The sequence below is a fragment of the Marinifilum sp. JC120 genome (genome assembly GCA_004923195.1).
Lineage (GTDB): Bacteria > Desulfobacterota > Desulfovibrionia > Desulfovibrionales > Desulfovibrionaceae > Maridesulfovibrio.
Genome location: RDSB01000016.1, coordinates 15025 through 35289, shown reverse-complemented (window position 1 = coordinate 35289; position 20265 = coordinate 15025). Strand labels below are relative to the sequence as shown.

Annotated in this window: 14 protein-coding genes; 10 read left to right on the top strand and 4 right to left on the bottom strand. The window is 46.9% G+C overall.

Translation table 11 applies throughout. The features are described 5' to 3' along the window. Positions 1-198: 198 nt before the first annotated feature. From D0S45_15020 to D0S45_15005, 4 genes are all read left to right on the top strand, one after another. Positions 199-3777 carry a phosphoenolpyruvate synthase gene (locus tag D0S45_15020; GenBank protein TIH13373.1) on the top strand — a complete coding sequence of 1193 codons (3579 nt, stop codon included), beginning with the start codon at positions 199-201 and terminating at the stop codon, positions 3775-3777. A gap of 152 nt (positions 3778-3929) precedes the next feature. Next, positions 3930-4370 (top strand): exosortase system-associated protein, TIGR04073 family, encoded by a 441-nt coding sequence (locus tag D0S45_15015; protein ID TIH13372.1) that lies wholly within the window; start codon positions 3930-3932, stop codon positions 4368-4370. Between the two features lie 91 nt (positions 4371-4461). After that, a complete protein-coding gene (locus D0S45_15010; GenBank protein ID TIH13371.1) occupies positions 4462-5286 on the top strand; it encodes a disulfide bond formation protein DsbA in 825 nt (274 codons plus the stop codon). A gap of 10 nt (positions 5287-5296) precedes the next feature. Continuing rightward, complete coding sequence (locus D0S45_15005) at positions 5297-6031, top strand: class I SAM-dependent methyltransferase (protein ID TIH13370.1); 735 nt, start codon at positions 5297-5299, stop codon at positions 6029-6031. An 83-nt stretch (positions 6032-6114) separates the two neighbouring features. On the opposite strand, the gene galE is transcribed toward D0S45_15005, so the two are convergent. Next, positions 6115-7101 carry a UDP-glucose 4-epimerase GalE gene (gene galE, locus D0S45_15000; GenBank protein TIH13369.1) on the bottom strand — a complete coding sequence of 329 codons (987 nt, stop codon included), beginning with the start codon at positions 7099-7101 and terminating at the stop codon, positions 6115-6117. 215 nt (positions 7102-7316) lie between these two features. Between galE and D0S45_14995 the strand changes: the two genes are divergently transcribed. Then, the gene (locus tag D0S45_14995) at positions 7317-8876 is read left to right on the top strand and encodes a mucoidy inhibitor MuiA family protein (GenBank protein TIH13368.1); all 1560 of its coding nucleotides are present in this window, start codon (positions 7317-7319) and stop codon (positions 8874-8876) included. Between the two features lie 117 nt (positions 8877-8993). On the opposite strand, the gene D0S45_14990 is transcribed toward D0S45_14995, so the two are convergent. Genes D0S45_14990 through D0S45_14980 form a run of 3 tightly spaced genes read right to left on the bottom strand, consistent with a single transcriptional unit; the run spans position 8994 to position 9875 of the window. Then, the gene (locus tag D0S45_14990; protein ID TIH13367.1) at positions 8994-9227 is read right to left on the bottom strand and encodes a SlyX family protein; all 234 of its coding nucleotides are present in this window, start codon (positions 9225-9227) and stop codon (positions 8994-8996) included. 60 nt (positions 9228-9287) lie between these two features. Then, complete coding sequence (locus tag D0S45_14985) at positions 9288-9554, bottom strand: hypothetical protein (GenBank protein TIH13366.1); 267 nt, start codon at positions 9552-9554, stop codon at positions 9288-9290. Positions 9555-9602: 48 nt separating this feature from the next. Further along, entirely contained in the window at positions 9603-9875 is a 273-nt protein-coding gene (locus D0S45_14980; protein ID TIH13365.1) for a ferrous iron transport protein A, read from the bottom strand. Between the two features lie 170 nt (positions 9876-10045). Here D0S45_14980 and D0S45_14975 point away from each other — a divergent pair, with 170 nt between their 5' ends. From D0S45_14975 to D0S45_14955, 5 genes are all read left to right on the top strand, one after another. Continuing rightward, complete coding sequence (locus D0S45_14975) at positions 10046-13279, top strand: carbamoyl-phosphate synthase large subunit (GenBank protein TIH13364.1); 3234 nt, start codon at positions 10046-10048, stop codon at positions 13277-13279. A gap of 171 nt (positions 13280-13450) precedes the next feature. Next, entirely contained in the window at positions 13451-14839 is a 1389-nt protein-coding gene (locus D0S45_14970; protein TIH13363.1) for an amidophosphoribosyltransferase, read from the top strand. A 27-nt stretch (positions 14840-14866) separates the two neighbouring features. Continuing rightward, positions 14867-15397 (top strand): YkgJ family cysteine cluster protein, encoded by a 531-nt coding sequence (locus D0S45_14965; GenBank protein ID TIH13362.1) that lies wholly within the window; start codon positions 14867-14869, stop codon positions 15395-15397. 12 nt (positions 15398-15409) lie between these two features. Beyond that, complete coding sequence (locus D0S45_14960) at positions 15410-17821, top strand: PBP1A family penicillin-binding protein (GenBank protein ID TIH13361.1); 2412 nt, start codon at positions 15410-15412, stop codon at positions 17819-17821. A gap of 115 nt (positions 17822-17936) precedes the next feature. Beyond that, positions 17937-20174: a methyl-accepting chemotaxis protein gene (locus tag D0S45_14955; GenBank protein TIH13360.1), complete on the top strand. Its 2238-nt coding sequence runs from the start codon at positions 17937-17939 to the stop codon at positions 20172-20174. The last annotated feature ends 91 nt before the right edge of the window (positions 20175-20265 follow it).

Sequence of the window (20265 nt, the reverse complement as noted above, 5' to 3'; positions counted from 1 at the left end):
CCCGGAATGCAGCGGAGTTCTTCCGTTTGCGCTCGAATTAGTATCATTACTGTTGGCACCCCTGTCTTTTTATTGAGCAGGGTGCTATGTCTGTTTATATTCTGTTAATTTCTTTTCGATTACTGATTATCTTATTTACCCGGATTTTATATTAAAATCCAAAGGCATATCTTATTAATGATGTGTAAGGAGGAAGTGATGGCTGGTAAGACGGAAGAAGCCGTTTCCGCTAAAGGTGCGGGAACCGCAGCTCCCAAGAAGTCCCAGGCTAAAAAACAGCTTGAGAAAAAGCTGATTCTAACCGGTGCCGATATCGTTAAAATCGGCGAAGATGCAGAATTACTGGTCGGCGGAAAGAACTATAATACCGCTTTGATCAGTGAGGTCGAAGGCATCAGATCACCCCAGTTTAGAGCCGTATCGTCTATTGCATTCCATAAACTTCTTGATGAGACCAAGGTCCACGCCAGTGTTGTCCGAGCTGTTGTAGACAGTGAATATAATGCTGTGGACTGGAGCAGTGAAGAAGTTAACAGCGACAGTGAATTTTTACAGAAGTTTGTCCGTTCTATCGCGCTGGTGATCAGGAAAGAAGCGGGTAAGCATACTGAAACGCAGATTCAGCTGCGTACTTTTATCAACAACGTTGTTGAAGGGTTCGCCACTTCTCCTGAAGGAATTGACCAGCTGCGTAAAAGATCCGTACTTGTTCAGAGTGCGATTCTTTCGGTTATACTGCCTAAAGAAGTCGAAAACGCAGTTAAGGAAGCTTATCTTTCAATATGCAAGGATGCAGGACTTGAGAATGAGCCTGTTGCTGTCCGTTCCTCCGCAGCCGGTGAAGATAGTCGTAAAAAGGCCTTTGCCGGACTTCAGGATACCTATCTTAATATTGTCGGCGACGATAATTGTGCCGAAGCATATCACTGGGACTGCGCATCCGCTTATAACCTGCGCAGCATGACCTACCGCCGTGAAGCTATTCTTGATGCTGTTACTCTTGCTGAGAATACCGGCGATGCCTCCATTGCCGAGAATGCGAAGCTTGAATGGGCCATCGAGAATACCTCACTTTCCGTGTGCATCATGCGCATGATCAACCCGGTTATTTCCGGTACCGCGTTTAGTGCGGATACTTCCACCGGTTGCCGTGGAACAGATCGTAAAGATCTTGTTTCCATAGATGCCAGTTATGGTCTCGGAGAGGCTGTTGTGGGCGGCATGGTCACCCCTGATAAATTTTACGTATTTCAGCGCGATGACGGTTCTGAAGTTGTTGTCCGTAACATGGGTAGCAAGGATAAGAAGATAGTCTACAGTGAGAAGGGCGGAACCAAGGTTGAGAAGGTTCAGCCCGGTGCAGTGTACCGCTGGGCACTTTCTCTTGCACAGGCAGAGGAAGTAGCCAAAGGCGTACGCTCTATCTGTGAGGCATACGGCGGTATGATCATGGATACCGAGTTCTGCCTTGATGCGGCTGACCGTCTCTGGTTTGTTCAGGCCCGTCCTGAAACTCGCTGGAATGAAGAATTTGAGCAGCATCCCGATTCCATCTTCATGCGTAGACTTGAGGTTGATCCCAAGGAGCTTGAAGAGGCCGAAGTTGTTCTCGAAGGTAACGGTGCTTCACGCGGAGCAGGGCAGGGCACAGTTAAGTTCCTTCGTTCTGCTCTTGAGCTGAACAAAATCCACAAAGGCGATATTCTTGCGGCTGAGCGTACCGACCCGGATATGGTTCCGGGGATGCGTATTGCTTCCGGCATTCTCGCGGATGTGGGCGGTGACACCAGCCATGCCGCGATCACTTCCCGTGAGCTGGGAATTCCGGCCATCATCGGTATCCAGAGACTGGAAATTATCCGCTCCCTTGAAGGGCAGGAAATCACTGTCGACGGTTCACGCGGTAAGGTTTATCGCGGCGTGCTGCCTCTTATTGAGGTTGGCGGAACTATCAATATCGCAGAACTTCCAGCCACTAAGACTAAAGTCGGCCTTATTCTTGCGGATGTGGGACAGTCTCTGTTCCTTTCCCGTTTGAGAGAAGTTCCTGATTTTGAAGTCGGCCTGCTGCGTGCTGAATTTATGCTCGGCAACGTGGGCGTGCATCCGCTGGCTCTTGAAGCTTACGATAACGGAACTCTTGATAAATTGGTTCAGGATAAGCTTGATGAACTGGATTCAAGGCTGACTACGGTCATGAAGACCCAGCTTGATTCCGGACTTATTTCCCTGAACATTAATCTCAGGGAGTATGTGGGTGCATTGACCGGGTTGACTGAGGACATGGACTCCATGGCCAACGCCAACACCGCACGTGGCACTGAAGAAGTTTTGGCCATGCATCGTCAGTTGCGCGAACTTGATAAGAAGCTTGACCATTATCTTGAGCATGCCACTGAAAGTCTCTATGCACTCAAGACATCAGTTAATATTGAGGAGCATCTGCGTGGTGTTCTCGGTATTCATGCCGGTGAACATGCAGACTCCAAGTTCATCTATAAGCGTACCGAATCTCTTGATGAACTGCCTGAGATGCTTGCTAAAGCCAAAGAGAATCCTGTTGTTTTAGATTATATTAATGAAATTAAAGCATTACGTGAAGAAGTGGCCCTTAAAATGGGTCTCAAATCCGAAATGGACGAGGTTACCACTCTTCGCCAGCGTATAGCAGATATTATTAAATCCCGTGGTCTCAGAACCGGTAAGGAAAACTATATCCAGACCCTGTCTCAGGGCTTGGCTCTGTTCGCCATGGCTTTCTACGGCAAGGATATTGTTTACAGAACTACCGACTTCAAGACCAACGAATATCACAACCTTCTCGGTGGATTGCTTTTTGAGCATCACGAAGACAACCCCATGCTCGGCTATCGCGGTGTTTCCCGAAACATCCACGACTGGGAGCTGGAAGCCTTCAAGCTGTCGCGTGGCGTATTCGGCGGTAAAAATCTGCATATCATGCTGCCTTTTGTCAGGACCATTGAAGAAGCGCGCAGCATGAAACGTTACCTCTCGCAGGTGCATAATCTTGAATCCGGCAAGGACGGCCTGAAGCTTATCCTCATGGCTGAGATTCCCAGTAACGCCGTACTCAGTAAGGAATTCATCAAGGAAGTCGACGGATTCTCCATCGGTTCCAATGATATGACTCAGCTGGTTCTCGGTACTGACCGGGATAACTCCAGTCTTCAGCACATCTATGATGAAGAAGATCCAGCTGTTGTCTGGGCCATTCTCTCCGCAATCTTTACCGGGCAGAAGTTCGGTAAGAAGATCGGTTTCTGCGGTCAGGGTGTTTCCAACAGCGTCATTCTGCGCGGTGTTGTCTGCATTGCCGGGATTGTTTCCGCATCTGTTGTTCCTGACACTTATCTCCAGACCAAGCTTGATATGGCTGCGGTTGAAGCGGAAAATATCAAGGTCAGTGAGTTGGGACAGTGGATCAGGGCCCGTCATTTTGAGCGCCTTGCCAAGCTCATGGAAGAAAACGGTTACAGCCACATCATCAAAAAGTACAAGACCCCTGAGGATCTTGAAGACTGGTATGAAGGCGAAATCAGAAGACTTAACGAGCAGCTCCGCGACAACTTGGATTCTCCCAGAGAAGATTTTATCAGGCAGGAAATGGATACCTTTCGCGGTACTTTCCACAAACCTGTCATCTATTCTGCTTGGAATTGGAACCAGACCGTTGAAGATGCCATGCATCATGCCGGTTTTGCTACTTTTGAAGAACAGGACGCAGCTCTTGAAGAGCAGCGTAAGAAGCAGTGGTAAGAATCCAGTAAATAAAATATTGAAAGGCCGTCCCGATGGGGCGGCCTTTCTTGTTCTAATTCTGTTCAGAATCCTTTATTGGCCCTGTAAATACGCGCATAGTCTTGACAGAGAACTGGAGCGGGGGCATATATTTATGAACAGGAGATAAAATGATTAAATCTAAAATATTTGTAAAAATATTGCTTGTCGCAGTGGTTTTGTCTTCAATGCTGCTTGGCGGCTGCTCCCTTAACTCAGCAAACTATGTGGGAAACGAAGAGAATTATTCTGATCGTGCGCCTCGTAAGTTGGGACGGGGGATGACTAATATTTTGAGCGCGCCGCTGGAGATCCCCAATCAGGCTGTTGATCTCGCTGCTGAAAATGATGAACCTGCACAGCAAGCCGCTGGTTATATAGGCGGTTTATTTGTGGGCTTTGCCTATGCCGGAGGACGTGTTGTTTCAGGTATGTATGATATCGTGACTTCTCCTTTTGGCGGACCTTCGGTTCCCACCATGGATCCTGATTTTATTCATTCAGATTTTTGTGAAAAGGTTGATAAAAGAGACGATTCTTTTAGTGATGTCTGGGGACTTGGGGTTGAATAGTTTCGAGCCTGTTTGAACTTATGATTATCAAAAACCTCCTCGGTATGACCGTATGGAGGTTTTTTATTGAATTACAGCTGAAGAGGGTACTATGCTAAAGAGAATTTTACTTGTGTTGTGTTTACTTGTGATGGCTTCCGGTTGTGTGAATAAACAGATGCTCAAGGAACAGATTACCGAAGCAATACGCGAGAATCCTCAGATTGTGCTTGATGTCATGCGTGAAAATAGTGTGGATATGCTGACGATAGTTGAAGAGGGTATTGACCAGCGTGAGAAACTCAAGCGCGAAGCCATGCTTCAAGCTGAAATTATGAATCCTTTCAAGCCTCGTATCTGGGCTGAAAGACCCATGCTTGGGAATCCTTCTGCCCCGGTGACAATTGTGGAATACTCTGATTTTCTTTGCCCTTATTGCAGCAAGGGAGCCAAGGTTGTAAGCAAACTGGCGATTGAACAGCCGGAAAAATACAGGCTGGTTTTTAAGCACCTGCCCATGCATGAACAATCCCGTGAACTGGCACTTATTTTTGAAGCTCTTGCCCTGACTGATAAGAATAAAGCATATAAATTTCATGATCTTGCTTTTGAACGCCAGAAAGAAATCTATGAAGATAAAGAAGGTGTTGTTCTAGGAGAAATTCTGACTGAAATAGGCGTTGACCCGGACCAGCTTCAGAAAAGTCTTAATTCAGCCCAGTTGCAGGAATTCCTGCTGGCTGACGAGAAAGAAGCCGGCGAATTTAAAATCGATGCTACTCCCACCTTCTTGGTTAATGGTGTAACCATTCGTGGTTACCTGCCTGCTGAAAGATTTGAAAAGATGGTGGATATGATTTTGGAAAAGTCTGCCAAAGCTGCTCCCGTGGAAACACCCGAAGGCGAAGTCTGCGATGATTGTTTGAACCAGATGTAAGCGGTGGACCATGAGAGATATTACTAAGATTTCTGATCCTCCAGAGGATTTGCATATTTGTTTCGGTGGGGGAGATTTCCGTGCTGTGGGGAACAAGATGATCGGCTTCTGCCGGGATAAGCTTGACCTGCAACCGGATGAGAAAGTTCTGGATATCGGGTGTGGAATAGGTCGTTTGGCTTTTCCGTTGCTGGAATATCTTTCAGAAGAGGGGGGGTATGAAGGATTTGATACCTTTCCTGTGGGGATTAAATGGTGTTCGGATAATATTACCCCGGAGTTTCCTAATTTCAGGTTTCAACTGGTTGATATCTTTAATTCAACATACAATCCCTATGCTCAAATCAAGGCAGCTGATTTTATTTTTCCCTATGAAGATGACAGCTTTGACTTGATTATGCTTAATTCCGTGTTCACACATATGATGCCGGAAGATATCATGAATTACATCAAGGAGATGGATCGGGTTCTGACCGACAAAGGGCGTATTTTTGCGACGTTCTTTTTGGTTAATGATGACTCCAATGCTTTGATGGATCAGGGTAAGAGCACACATGATTTTTTCAAGTACGGGATATTCTACACCGCTGATCCCAAGGACCCCATGGATGCGGTGGGTTATGATGAAACGTTTGCCTTGAATATGTTTGAGCAGAGAGAATTTAAGGTTAAAGAAATCCTTTTGGGTAACTGGTGTGGCCGTAAGGCGATGAATCATCAGGATATTTTATTGGTCACCCGTTAGATCTATAATTTTAGAAAAAAGAAAGCTGGAGTTAACGTGTTTAACGTAAACTCCAGCTTCTTCTTTTGTATTAACTAAACTGATTAGAAAGCAGGATTTTTGTGCCAACGGTAAGCTGTTTCTATGATCTCACGCAGGTCTGCATATTGCGGGGTCCATTTCAGAAGTTCTGCCGCCTTTGAACTGTCTGCTACCAGTCTGGGTGAATCCCCGGCCCTTGCAGGTTCGTAGTCGAATTCAATTTCGTGCCCGATTACTTCGCTGGAAGACTTGATCACATCAAGTATACTGAATCCTTTGCCATTTCCGAGGTTAAAGGAATGTGCGCCTTTGTTGTCGTTCATATACTCAATAGCTTTGAGATGTGCGTCACAGAGGTCCAGTATGTGGATGTAGTCGCGCACGCAGGTTCCGTCCGGGGTGGGGTAGTCGCTGCCGAAAATCTTCAGCCTGCGTCCTTCGTCTATACTGCTGAGCAGAATGTTGGGAATGAGGTGTGTTTCAGGTAAATGCGCTTCCCCGATGATGCTGTCCGGGTGAGCTCCGGCAGCATTGAAGTATCTGAAGCAGACTGAATCAAGACCGTAGGCAACAGCATAATCCTGTAAGATCTCTTCTACCTGAAGTTTGGTCCTGCCGTAAGGATTCAGCGGCTTAAGGGGATGCTCTTCAGTGATCATATCCATAACCGGATCACCATAAACCGCAGCCGTGGATGAAAATACGAATTTATCCACGCCGTGTTTGCGCATGGCTTGCAGCAGGTTGAGGGTTCCGGTTACGTTGTTGTCGTAATATTCAAAGGGCTTCTCTACGGATTCGCTGACTACAATCAGCCCGGAAAAGTGAAAAACAGCATCATATGATCCTTCAGCAAACAGCTTTTCAAGATCAGCGGGGTTGCGCAGGTCGCCCTGTACGAATTTACCCCATTTGAGTGCCTGTGCATGGCCTGTGGAGAGGTTGTCAAAGACTGTTACTTCATGTCCGGCCTCGGCAATCATTCTAGTCATATGTGAGCCGATATATCCTGCACCGCCGCAGACGAGCAGGGAGAGTTTTTTGCTCATTTTTGTGCTCCGATTGTAGTGAATAAATTTAATACTAACGGCATGGAGTATTTATCAAAAAGGATGAATTGTCGAGTAGGGCAAAGGATTAATAGCCGTCAGTAGGGGTGATTAAATATTTTTAATTAGATATGATTGAGTGTTGTTGAATCTGATTGATCTCTGATATGATGCAGAATCAAGATTTTTATTGACTGCTAACCGAGGATGATGATTTGCAGAAAAAAATGATATGTATGACTTTACTTTTGTTGGTTGTGTTTTGCGGCACAGCTTTGGCTGCATCCGGGCAAAGGGTGGTTTTTTATCCGTCCGGTGCAGATTTCAGCAGTGAGGTGAAGGCGAACATTAAGAATGATGTGAATGGCAACTACGTTCTGTTTACCCTGTCAGGGCAGGCAGTGCCGGATACATTTACCATCGCTTCTCTGAGCAAGGGAGTAGCTATCAATGATGTTTCATGGAGCCGGAGTGATTTGTCTCGTTCTCCAGCTGCAATTGAGCTTGGTAAAAAGATTGATCAGTTGAAGTTCAAGAGGAATACCGTAATCTCCCAGAAACAGGCCATAGATGGCGGGATCGTTTTTTGGAAGGAGAGAGGAAGTGAGCAGCAGATTAAGCCAGCAGATTTAAATAAAATTGCTGGGCTGGTGGTCAGCAATCTTTCCAATCTTTATACTGAATCTGCAAAACTCAAAGTCAAGATTGATGAGCTGCAAGAACTTATCAACGATTTGCAGCGACAGTTGGAGGAAATGTCCGGTGGCGGCAAATTGGTTTGGAACGTGAAAGTTTCTATAGTTTCCAAGGGTGCTAAGAGTGCCGATTTTAAAATAGGTTACATGCTGGGCAATTGCGGGTGGACTCCAAAATACAAGCTTGATGCATTTCCCGGTTCCGGAAAGGTACAATTTACCTTTGAAGCGGAAATTCGTCAGGGTAGCGGCATGGATTTTAAAAATTGTGATGTAGCCCTTGCAACAGTAAAAAAACGCTCCAGAATCTCCCCGCCGCAGCTTGATATCTGGATTATTGAACCCCGCCCTGAGCCGGAACCGGTCGTGGGCCGTTATGTCATGGATGAAATGAATATGGCCATGGAGTCCGCTTCCATGGCTAAAAGTGCAGGGAGTGGTGTGTCTTATAGCCCTGCTCCCAAGCGGGTTAGTAAAGCTACTTATTCATTGTGGGAGATGGGCAAGAAATCCATTCCTGCGGGTAGTACCCGGAAATATGCGGTGGAGAGTGAGACTTGGAAATCTGAATTCTCTTTCATAGCCCGTCCTTCCCTTACTCCTGATATTTTTGTTTCTGCTAAAACTCTGCTTGCTGAAGCAAAAGATTATCCGGTTGGAGTTGCTCTCATGTTCATGGAAGGAACCATGATTGGAAAGAAACGGTTTTCTTTTTCCGGTAAGGAGAAGAAGCTTTTCTTCGGCTCTGATCCCATGCTTAAAGCTGAGCGCAAAACTGTAGAGAAGAAATCAGGCGAGCAGGGTATGTTCAGTTCCAAGCAGACTTACAGCTGGAAGTACAAACTTGAGCTTGAAAACAGCCGCAAATCTCCGATTAAAGTACTGGTGCAGGAGCCTGCTCCAATATCCGGTGATAAGCGAATTAAGCTGGAAATTATAACTAAACCCAAGGCTGAGATTAAAGATGATAATTTTGAGTGGCTGGTAGAAGTTCCTGCTGCTGGAAAATATTCAGTAAATTATGCAGTGGAAATGAAGGCCCCGGATGATATGGAAATTGATCTGGGTATCGGCAGATAGTTTGAGGATGTCGTTTGAGACGCCCTGTAATAGATTAACGGTTTACTAAGAAGGCCAGCCTCATTACGAGGCTGGCCTTTTACATTCTTATTTTAGAGGCTAGTTTGCGAATCTAAATTAAACCTGTCCGTAATGGGGCGGTGGAACATCATCCTGCGGAGAGGCATAGTCCACGGCTTCTTTGAGGTCTTTCATCTGCCTGACCATGAATTCAAGCTTTTTCTCAAGCTCGTTGATTTGTTTTTGCTGGGCGATGATGAATTTATTCAGTTCTTCAACGGTCTGGTCCTGAAGAGCTAGTGCGCTTTCAAGGCTTTCTATTCTTTCTTCTGTGGATTTTGTGTTGCTCATGGCTGGAAAATGCCAGAAGAGCAGGGGGAAGGCAAATAAAAGTAAGCAGGGTGAAATTAATTATGCTTTGGTCTTTTTAGGCAGGTCGTAAGGAACGTCCGTACCATTGACTACGAGATTGATAACCCGGCCTTCAGTGCGTTCGACGAAATCTTTGTAGTTTTTGAGGGAGTTCATGGTCTCTACTGTGTCCTGAGTGTTGGACCAGACACCGTGCGAAGCCTTAAGGCGGTCATGAATTTTTTTCATCTCAAGAATTGTGAGAGAAAACCATGAGCCGTTGTTGGCAAGAATTTCAAGAGATTGCCATTTTGCGTCAGAACCCATGACTAAATCCTCTTGATTGAATTGGCGAAAAGTTTAGTTGCGTGTATACTAAAATGCACTGCATTTGTTGCAGTCGCATACAGGGATGGCCATGATCTTGTTGGCCATTTCACGTCCAATGGCAAACTGCGAGCTGCGCACACGGACATTCATACGACCGTGACCACTAATTATGTCCACGATTGTACCCGGAATTATGCCCATGGAAAGGAGTCTGCTACGGCAGCACTTTCCACCTTCAAATCCGGTTACCCTGACCGACATTCCGCCTTTATAGCTGGAGAGAGGTCGTGCGTTTTCTGTGTTTGTCATTACGTTCATTGCAATTGAAATTTAAAGTCAGTTGTGTATTTTGTCAATGGCACGAGGAGATTATCATACAAATAAGGTAGACAACTCTCTGCTTGCTCATCTGCGAGTAATGATTTATGTCTTTCTGTCTCTTCACAAGTCTTAACGCCAATATCTCAAACCATTTTTGGGTGGAGTTCATGCCTAAACGCACTGATATCAAAAAAATTATGCTTATCGGCTCCGGGCCGATCGTCATTGGTCAGGCCTGCGAGTTTGACTATTCCGGGACTCAGGCTCTTAAAGCCCTTAAGGAAGAAGGTTACGAGGTTATTCTCGTTAACTCAAATCCCGCAACCATCATGACCGATCCCGTTCTAGCGGATCGAACTTACATTGAACCCATCGAACCCGGCACCATTGCCAAAATCATTGAAAAAGAAAGACCGGACGCACTGCTGCCCACGCTTGGTGGACAGACTGCACTGAATACCGCCCTTGCTGTTGCAGAGCAGGGTGTGCTTGAAAAATTCGGTGTGGAGCTGATCGGTGCATCTGTTGATGTTATTGAAAAAGCTGAAAGCCGTGAACTTTTCCGTGCAGCCATGGAAAAAATCGGCCTTAAGGTTCCCACCAGCCGAATTGCCCGCAACATTGATGATGTCCGCCGTTGCGGTAAGGAAATTGATTTTCCTATCATCATCCGTCCGGCATTCACCCTTGGTGGAACCGGTGGCGGTGTTGCCTACAACATGGAAGATCTTGAAGATATCGCCATGCAGGGTATTTCCGCCAGTCTTCAGAACGAAGTCATGCTTGAGGAGTCCATCCTCGGCTGGAAAGAGTACGAGCTTGAGGTCATGCGTGACCGCAAGGATAACTGCGTAATCATCTGTTCAATCGAAAACATCGACCCCATGGGCGTGCATACCGGTGATTCCATCACTGTTGCACCGGCTCAGACCTTGACCGATGTTGAATACCAGATGTTAAGGGACGCCTCACTCGCCATTATGCGCGAAATCGGCGTTGAAACCGGCGGCTCTAACGTACAGTTTGCTATCAACCCGGAAAATGGTGAGCTGGCAATCATTGAGATGAACCCGCGTGTTTCCCGTTCTTCCGCTCTGGCATCCAAAGCAACCGGATTTCCTATCGCCAAGATCGCAGCCAAGCTTGCAGTTGGCTACACCCTTGATGAGATTCCCAACGACATTACTCGCGAGACAATGGCTTCTTTTGAACCGACCATTGACTACTGCGTGATCAAGATTCCCAGATTTACTTTTGAAAAATTCCCCGGTGCTGAAGATTACCTGACCACTGCCATGAAGAGTGTCGGTGAGACCATGGCAATCGGAAGGACCTTTAAAGAATGTTTGCAGAAAGGGCTTCGTTCGCTGGAAGTAGGCATGCCCGGCTTCGGCAAGGTTTTCGAACCCAGTGATATCGACCGTGATGAATTGGTCGGTTTGATCCGCAAGCCCAACTCCAAGCGTATGTTTTTCCTACGGGAAGCTTTCCTTGCCGGAATGACCCTTGAGGAAATTTTCGACATTACCAAGATTGATCCCTGGTATCTGCACCAGTTTGAAGATCTTGTTACTTTTGAAAAAGAACTCAGACAGTTCTCCCTTGAGAACGGTTTGTATTCCGGTGATGAGCGGGTTGCGGCCATGTTCAAGAAAGCCAAGGAATACGGTTATTCCGATCCGCAGCTGGCAACCATGTGGCGTGAGTCCGAAAAGAATGTCCGTGAATTCAGGAAGAATCTCGGTCTGATTCCTACTTACTATCTGGTTGATACCTGCGCTGCTGAATTTGAAGCATACACTCCTTACTTTTACTCCACTTATGAGTCCGGTCAGGAAGCAGAATCCATGAAGGAGCGCAAGGTCATGATTCTTGGCGGCGGTCCCAACAGGATCGGGCAGGGCATTGAGTTTGACTATTGCTGCTGTCACTCCGCTTTCGCGTTGGAAGACATGGGCGTGAAATCGATCATGGTCAACTCCAACCCGGAAACCGTATCTACTGACTATGATACTTCTGACAGACTCTACTTTGAGCCGCTTACTTACGAAGATGTGCTCAATATCATCGAGTTTGAAAAGCCTGAAGGTGTCATCGTCCAGTTTGGTGGACAGACTCCCTTGAACCTCGCTATTCCGTTGCTCAAGGCCGGGGTTCCCATTTTGGGTACTTCACCTGACGCAATTGACCGTGCAGAAGACAGGGAAAGATTTCAGGCATTGCTCCAGAAGCTTGATCTCAAACAGCCGCCTAACGGAACTGCCATGTCCCTTGACGACGCCAAGACCATTGCTGAGCGTCTCGACTATCCGCTGGTACTGCGTCCTTCTTACGTTCTTGGTGGACGTGGTATGGATATTGTTTACAGTGACGAGGAATTCGATACTTATTTCCGCGAAGCTGCGGTTGTTTCTCCAGAGCACCCCATCCTCATCGACAAATTCCTTGAGAATGCGGTTGAGGTGGATGTTGATGCTCTTTCAGATGGCGACCAGACCTATGTTGCCGGGGTAATGGAGCATATTGAGGAAGCTGGAATCCACTCCGGTGACTCCGCTTGCGTACTGCCTCCGCATACTTTGGGCGATGAGCTCGTGGCTGAGATTGAACGTCAGACTGTGGCCCTTGCTGAAGAGCTGGAAATTGTCGGCCTTATGAACATCCAGTTCGCGGTTAAAGATGGTGATGTTTATATTATTGAAGTAAACCCCCGTGCTTCCCGTACTGTTCCGTTCGTGAGCAAGGCTACCGGTATCCAGCTGGCTAAGATGGCAACCAAGGTCATGCTCGGTGAAAAGCTCAAGGATCTCGATCCTTGGTCTATGCGTAAGGAAGGATTTTACTCCGTTAAAGAAGCGGTTTTCCCTTTCAATAGATTTCCTAATGTGGACGTCATGCTTGGGCCTGAAATGCGTTCTACCGGCGAGGTTATGGGGATGGATTATACTCCCGGCCTTGCTTTTATGAAAGCTCAACTGGGTGCAGGCATTAAGCTGCCTCTTGAGGGAACTGTTTTTATTTCGGTCAAGGATCGTGATAAGGAAGCAGTTTTGCCTATTGCTAGAAGATTTGAAGACTTGGGCTTCAAGATTCTGGCCACCGGAGGAACCGCTGACTTCCTGTATGGGAAGGGCATCGCTACCAAGAAAATTCTCAAAGTGAATGAAGGTCGACCACACGTTGTTGATTATATCAAGAACGGTGACATCGACTTGCTTATAAATACGCCTTCCGGCAAGCAGACAGTTACTGATTCCAAAGAAATCAGGCAGACTACCCTGCTTCACGGACTGGCATATACAACGACTGTCACGGGCGCCAATGCCATGAGTTTGGCAATTGAGGAGCAACGTGGCAAAGGACTTGATGTGCAGTGCTTGCAGCACTACCATAACATGTAAGAAGTTAATTAATTGGAAAATGGACCGAGCTATAGCTACGGTCCTTTTTCCTTTTTTGATAGTAACAATTATCGCTTCAAGCGGCGAAGCCCTAATAAAAGGTTTTGGGATTTTTAAACCCTTTTGCAAAAGGGTTTAAGCCGCCGGAGGCATTTTTCGGGAAAAGGAAAAATGAAAAAAGAATATTGCGGACTGTTTGGGATTTATGGACACCCTGAAGCAGCAAGAATGACTTATTTCGGCCTTTACGCCATGCAGCATCGCGGGCAGGAGTCTGCCGGGATCGTGACTTGGGATGGCGGAACTATCCGTGAACAGAAGGGCATGGGGCTTGTGGCCGATGTCTTTAACGAACGCCATCTCGGGAAGGAACTTAAAGGCGATATTGGTATCGGGCATATTCGTTACTCCACTACCGGGGCTTCCTTGATCAGGAACGCCCAGCCTTTTCTCGTCAAGTTCGGTGATTTGCATCTGGCAATCGCCCATAACGGGAACCTCGTAAACACCCTTGAACTGCGTAAAGAGCTTGAGGCACAGGGGTCTATTTTTCAGACCACTATGGATTCCGAGGTTTTTGTTCACCTGATCGCCAAGCATCTTAATGGTAATACCATTGAAGACGCGGTCATGAAGGCCTGCCGTAAGGTTAAGGGTGCTTTTTCCCTGCTGATTATGGCTAATGATAAGCTTATCGCCGTAAAAGATCCTAATGGATTCAGGCCGCTTGCTATTGGTCGTGTGGGCGATAATTACGTATTTGCCTCTGAAACTTGTGCTTTCGATCTCATCGATGCTGAGGAAATTCGTCCCGTCAATGCCGGAGAGATGGTAGTTGTGGAAGACGGAAAGCTCACTTCCTATACTTATTGCGAAAGTGCTCCCAAGCGTCAGTGTATTTTTGAGCTGATCTATTTTGCCCGTCCTGACTCCACTGTTTTTGGTGAAGTTGTTTATGAACGACGCAAGAAAATGGGGGCTGTTCTGGCAGGTGAACAACCCGTGGATGCTGATTTTGTCATGCCGTTTCCTGACTCCGGAAACTATGCCGCAGTAGGCTATTCTCAGGAATCTGGTCTACCGCTCGAACTTGCCATGATCCGTAACCATTACGTAGGCCGTACCTTTATTCAGCCTTCACAGGATATGCGCGATTTCAGCGTACGGGTTAAGCTAAATCCGGTAAAATCCATGATCAAGGGCAAGAAGATCCTGATTGTGGAAGATTCCATTGTACGTGGAACAACCACCCGGACCAGAGTCAAAAAACTTCGTGAACTTGGTGCCCGTGAAATTCATATGCGGGTAAGTTGTCCTCCTATACGCAACCCATGTTATTACGGTATCGACTTTTCATCCAAGGGCGAACTTATTGCCGCCAACAGCACTGAAGAGGAAATTGCACGTTTCTTAGGTCTTGATTCCCTGCACTATCTGTCCATAGACGGTCTGCTTAGTTCAGTGGAAGACAAAGATTCTTACTGCCTTGCCTGCTTCAACGGCGATTATCCCATTCCTCCCTGTAAGGGATACGGGAAAATGTGTCTTGAGGACGATTAATAAATTTACCGGGAGTCTTTAATTATCATGAGCGATCCTTTTGTATGTGCCAGATGCGGTGCCAAGGGGCCGACATGTTGTGAATTGACCCCGGGGACCGAGGAAGTCTGCTTCCCTGTCTCTGAATATGAACGGGAACGCATTATGGAATGCGTTCCCGATTTCGGTGGGTTTGCCTTGCAGGTAAATACACCTGTTTTTATTGAGAATATGCTCAGACTATTCCCGGGACAACGCAGGACTGTAAAAGAGCTTCTTCCTCCCGGAGGAACTCATTATCGACTGGCAGTTGACTCCGGTGGAAAATGTTTGTTTCTTGGTAGCGAGGGGTGTGTTATTCCCAAGAAAGTCCGGCCCTTGTATTGCCGGATTTTTCCTTTTTGGACAGATGAGAATGGCAGGATTACGCTTCTTGAGGTTGAAAACTGTCTCGCACAGCATGAAAATAAAACTCCGGGCAAGTTGTTTAAGGCTCTTGGAGTTACGCAGGCCGAAGTGCGCGAGCTGCACAGCAGGCTGAGAATCGCTTGGGGATTTGCTCCCCATGCAGATGATTGATGAGAATCATAGATGAAAAAAGTATATAAAATCCTACTGATAGTGACACTGCTGATGGGAATCCTCGGCGTCGGGTCCATGGCCGGACTTTATTTCTGGGCTGCCAGTGACCTGCCCGGATTTAAAAATATTACCGATTATAATCCGCCGCTGGTTACTACTGTTTATTCCCGCAACCACAAGGTTCTCGGATATTTCTATAAGGAAAAGCGTTTTCTGGTCCGCATGGACGAGATGACTCCGCTACTGCCCAAGGCTTTTCTGGCAGCGGAGGATGCTTCCTTTTATCAGCATGACGGTGTTGATTTCACCGCGATCTCCCGTGCTTTTGTCGCTAATATGAAAAGCGGCGCCAAGACTCAGGGCGGGAGTACCATTACTCAGCAGATTATTAAACGTCTGCTGCTGACTCCGGAAAAGAGCTATAAGCGTAAACTCAAGGAAGCCATTCTTGCTTTCCGTCTGGAGCATTATCTTGAAAAAGATGAAATTCTGACCATTTATCTAAACCAAATTTATCTTGGCGCAGGTGCTTACGGCGTCGAAGCTGCAGCGCGCACTTATTTCGGAAAACATGTTGATGAACTCAGCATCGCTGAATGCGCTCTTCTGGCCGGTCTGCCGCAGGCTCCCAGTCGTTATGATCCTCTGCGTCATCCTGAAAGGGCGAAAGCGCGTCAGCTTTATGTGCTCGGCCAGATGTACGCGCATAACTGGATTTCCCGCGACGAGTACAACAAAGCTGTAGAGCAGCCCCTTGTCTATAAGAGTATGGAAGATCCTTCATGGAATCACGGCCCATATTTTCTTGAAGAAGTACGCCGTTGGCTGATCGATAAATACGGGGAAGAGACCGTCTACAAGGGCGGGCTCAACGTATACACTTCCTGCGATATGAAGCATCAGGATGCTGCTGATCAGGCTGTTAAGAAGGGACTTGAAGCATCCACCAGACGTCGTGGCTGGAGAGGGCCGCTGCTGGAGCTCAAGCCTGCTGAATATGCCGGATTTTTAGCTTCCGAGATTATTCCTGAACCTGATTTGCGCCCCGGAAAATGGGTCAAAGTTCTGGTAACCAAGGTCTCCAAGAAGGAAGCTGCGGTTAAGTTTGGAAAATATGCGGCCAGCATGCCTGTTACCAGCATGAAGTGGTGCCGCACCCCGGATGTGAAAAAAGCACCTGAAGATGTCCGCCCCAAGAAAGATGCCACCAAGATCCTCAAGAAGGGTGATGTGGTTTGGGCAAGACTTGATAAGGCCTTTTTCAAGGATGGAAGTGAAGTCAATTTTAATCAGGTTGATCCTGATACTGATACCCTTGGTGATGTGAGTTGGCTGGTATCGCTCATGCAAAAACCTGTTGTGCAGGGCGCACTTGTTTCCATGGACCCCAAGACCGGTGATATTCTGGCTATGGTCGGTGGTTACACCTTTCGGGGTAGCGAGGGCAGCCAGTTCAACCGTGCTACGCAGGCTAAGCGTCAGCCCGGTTCTGCTTTCAAGCCTATTGTTTACTCCACTGCCATGGATAACGGGTTCACCCCGGCCTCCATCATGATGGATGCACCTTTTGTGTACACTGATATGGAAGCTGGCAAGCTCTGGAAGCCTCAGAACTTTGAAGGTGTTTTTTACGGTCCAACCTTGCTCCGTACTGCTCTGGTTAAATCAAGAAACCTTGTGACCATCAGACTTGCCCGCAAGATGAGCATGGATAAGATTATTCAGCGCGCCAAGGATATGGGGCTTGAGTCCGAGTTTCCCAGAGACCTTTCCGTTGCCCTCGGTTCTGCATCCGTGACCCTCATCAATATGGTTGAAGCGTATTCAACCTTTGCACGTGGCGGTTCGCGGGTAAAAGCTCGTCTGGTTTTATCTGTGAACAGTGCGTGGGGTGAGTTGCTTTATGATTCCAAACCGGAAATAGCTGATGCTATCAGTCCGCAGACAGCTTACATCATGTGTAACTTGATGAAAGAGGTTGTACAACGTGGAACAGGTTGGAGAGCCAAAGTGCTTCGTCGTCCTGTTGCAGGTAAGACCGGAACCACCAACAATGAGCAGGATGCATGGTACATGGGATATTCTCCGTACCTTGTGACCGGTGTCTTTGTCGGTTTTGACCAGCTTACCCCCATGGGCAAATGGGAGACCGGGTCCCGCGCGGCCAGTCCGCTTTGGGTCGCCTACCGCAAGAAGGTGGAAAAGGATTACCCTTATGAGGATTTCCCGCAGCCTGAAGGCGTAGTCATGGCAAAAATTGATGCTGCTTCCGGCTTGCTTGCAGGGCCGAATTCTAAGGAAACCTACTTCTTGCCATTCAAAGAAGGCACTCAGCCTACCAGAACTGCATCCGGTTCCGGTGAAGATGGTGATTCCGGTGGATCAGGCTCCAGTGAGGATCTGTTTAAGCAGACGTTCTAGCTGAGTTCTAATCATAAAATATTTATCCCCCTCGTACTGAAAAGTATGAGGGGGATTTTTTTGGGTTAGCTGAAATGTGCATTTGTATGTTACAGTCTGGTTACTAAATTGTATTATGTGTAATGGCGGCACTTATGCAACTGGAGTAAATTTATGGCTAGTCCTTTGGGATGGAGGGAACATGAACTTATTGGATAATTTTAAAATTAAGACCAAGTTTTTGGGTAACATCGTTATTGTTCTTAGTTTGTGTGCTTCTGCATTGGGTATGTATCAGTTTGCACTAATTGAAACCGGAGAAGGTTATACTGATGTTCTAAATGAAGAAGTTTATATTTCACAGCTGGTTCAGAATGCTAAGGTTGCCATGCTGGAAGCCCGCAGGTCTGAAAAGGATTTCATGCTTAGAAAAGACATGAAATATGTTCCACGTGTTGAAAATAATGTTTCAGAAATCATAACAGCTATGAACAATATTTCGGATACGGGCTTAAAAACAGGGTTGACTGAGATAAGACAACAAGCAGAGGCTATCAAGGTTAATGCTCAAAAGTATCTTAAAACATTCAAGGGTATTACGGGAAGCTATGTCACCAAGGGGTTAAGCCCTAAAGATGGTCTACAGGGAGAGTTCAGGGAAGCTGCCCATGTGATCATGGATCGTGTTCCGGCATATGCGGTAGATGATTTGTATTTGCATTGGTTGCAGATGCGCAGGTATGAAAAAGATTTTATGAGGACTGGGAGCGCAAAATATCATGAAAAACTATTTGCAGAGCTGAATGCTTATGGGAAGGCTGTAAATGAAAGTGGCTGCTTGGAAAAAAATAAGAAAATCCAGCTGAAAGAGCTCGGGGTTTATGAATCGGCCATGAAGAGGATTGTGCAGGGAGTACCCTCAGATTTGCAGACTGCATTATACCTTAAGGCACGAACATCAGCCGCGAAAATGGAAAAGGCTTTGAAGTCTGTCTTGGTGCCGAGAGTTGAGTCCCTAGTGCTTGTCGTACGCAGAGATGAAAAAGATTACCTGCTCCGAGGAAGTGAAAAATATGTGAAGAAGACTTTGGAGGGACTTCAAAAGTTGAGTATGGCTTTTTCGCAGTCCTCTGTTTCGGCTGGGAGTAAGGCTGAAATTGAAAAAAGTATTGATATTTACCGCACGGCTTTTCAGGCTCTTGTGGATGAGAATATGAATATTGCGGAACAGACTAATGAAATGCGGTCTGCCGTTCATGCAATTGAACCTGAATTGATAAAAATACATGAACTGGCGGAAGAACTGATGGGTCGGCGTACTGTCTCTCTCAAAGCTGAGGCCGGGTTGTTTTCAAAGACAGCTATGGGAATCGGCGGGGTAGCTTTATTTCTTGGTATAGTTATTTCCTTGCTGGTGACGAATTCCATTGCCCGCCCGTTACGTACGGCAGAAAGTACTGTTATGAAGATGGCCGATGGCGACCTTAACCAGAATGTGCAATCTGCCAGTCGTGATGAAACAGGAACTATGCTTAATGCCATGGGGGATATGATTTACAGGCTGCGTGATGTTGTTGGCGGGGTTAATTCTGCTGTATCAAATATTGCGGCAGGTAGTGAAGAGCTTGCTGCCACATCGGAATCCATGTCTCAGGGATCATCTGAACAGGCTGCCAGTGTGGAAGAGCTTTCCGCTTCTATTCATTCCGTGACAGTATCAATTGAAAAGAATGCACGTAATTCAGAGGAAACAGCTCAAATCGCGACCAAGGCTGCTTCTAGGGCTGATGAAAGCGGACAGGCTGTTTCCGGTGCGGTGAATGCTATGAAAGACATAGCCGAGAAGATTACCATCATTGAGGATATTGCACGGCAGACTAATTTGCTGGCATTGAATGCTGCTATTGAAGCCGCAAGGGCCGGGGAGCATGGTAAGGGATTTGCCGTTGTTGCCGCTGAGGTGCGTAAGCTTGCGGAGCGCAGCGGAGTTGCTGCCGGGGAGATCAGCGAACTTTCCACCAGTACACTCAATGTAGCCGACAGGGCGGTGAAGATGCTCAATGAACTGGTTCCTGAAATCGGTAAGACTTCCGGTCTGGTAGAGGAAATTAACGCTACCTGTGCGGAGCAGGGCGAATCTATCAAGCAAATCGGGGCTGCTGTTTCACAGGTGGAAGTTGCAACACAGACTTCAGCTTCGGCTGCCGAGGAAGTTTCGGCCACTTCGCAAGAGTTGGCAGGTCAGGCTGAAAAATTGCGCAGGATGATGGGTTATTTCAAGTGTGATTCAGCCGATGATTGTGATGTTCCGGATTTTGAAGAACCTAAAGCCCTTGCTTCGGCAGAAGAATTTGATGGAATGGATCGGTTCTAGCCATCTCTTTGTCAGATTCAAATAATACAAAAGCCGGGAAAGCATAGATAGCTTTCCCGGCTTATTCAGTGCGGTTTCCGGTGAGGATTTG

Bases quoted from the DNA above. Each gene is read 5' to 3' on its own strand.
- D0S45_15015 (TIH13372.1), top strand. From the start codon at position 3,930: ATGATTAAATCTAAAATATTTGTAAAAATATTGCTTGTCGCAGTGGTT.
- D0S45_14975 (TIH13364.1), top strand. From the start codon at position 10,046: ATGCCTAAACGCACTGATATCAAAAAAATTATGCTTATCGGCTCCGGG.
- D0S45_15020 (TIH13373.1), top strand. From the start codon at position 199: ATGGCTGGTAAGACGGAAGAAGCCGTTTCCGCTAAAGGTGCGGGAACC.
- D0S45_14965 (TIH13362.1), top strand. From the start codon at position 14,867: ATGAGCGATCCTTTTGTATGTGCCAGATGCGGTGCCAAGGGGCCGACA.
- D0S45_15005 (TIH13370.1), top strand. From the start codon at position 5,297: ATGAGAGATATTACTAAGATTTCTGATCCTCCAGAGGATTTGCATATT.
- galE (TIH13369.1), bottom strand. From the start codon at position 7,101: ATGAGCAAAAAACTCTCCCTGCTCGTCTGCGGCGGTGCAGGATATATC.
- D0S45_14960 (TIH13361.1), top strand. From the start codon at position 15,410: ATGAAAAAAGTATATAAAATCCTACTGATAGTGACACTGCTGATGGGA.
- D0S45_14985 (TIH13366.1), bottom strand. From the start codon at position 9,554: ATGGGTTCTGACGCAAAATGGCAATCTCTTGAAATTCTTGCCAACAAC.
- D0S45_14955 (TIH13360.1), top strand. From the start codon at position 17,937: ATGTGTAATGGCGGCACTTATGCAACTGGAGTAAATTTATGGCTAGTC.
- D0S45_14990 (TIH13367.1), bottom strand. From the start codon at position 9,227: ATGAGCAACACAAAATCCACAGAAGAAAGAATAGAAAGCCTTGAAAGC.
- D0S45_14970 (TIH13363.1), top strand. From the start codon at position 13,451: ATGAAAAAAGAATATTGCGGACTGTTTGGGATTTATGGACACCCTGAA.
- D0S45_15010 (TIH13371.1), top strand. From the start codon at position 4,462: ATGCTAAAGAGAATTTTACTTGTGTTGTGTTTACTTGTGATGGCTTCC.
- D0S45_14980 (TIH13365.1), bottom strand. From the start codon at position 9,875: ATGAACGTAATGACAAACACAGAAAACGCACGACCTCTCTCCAGCTAT.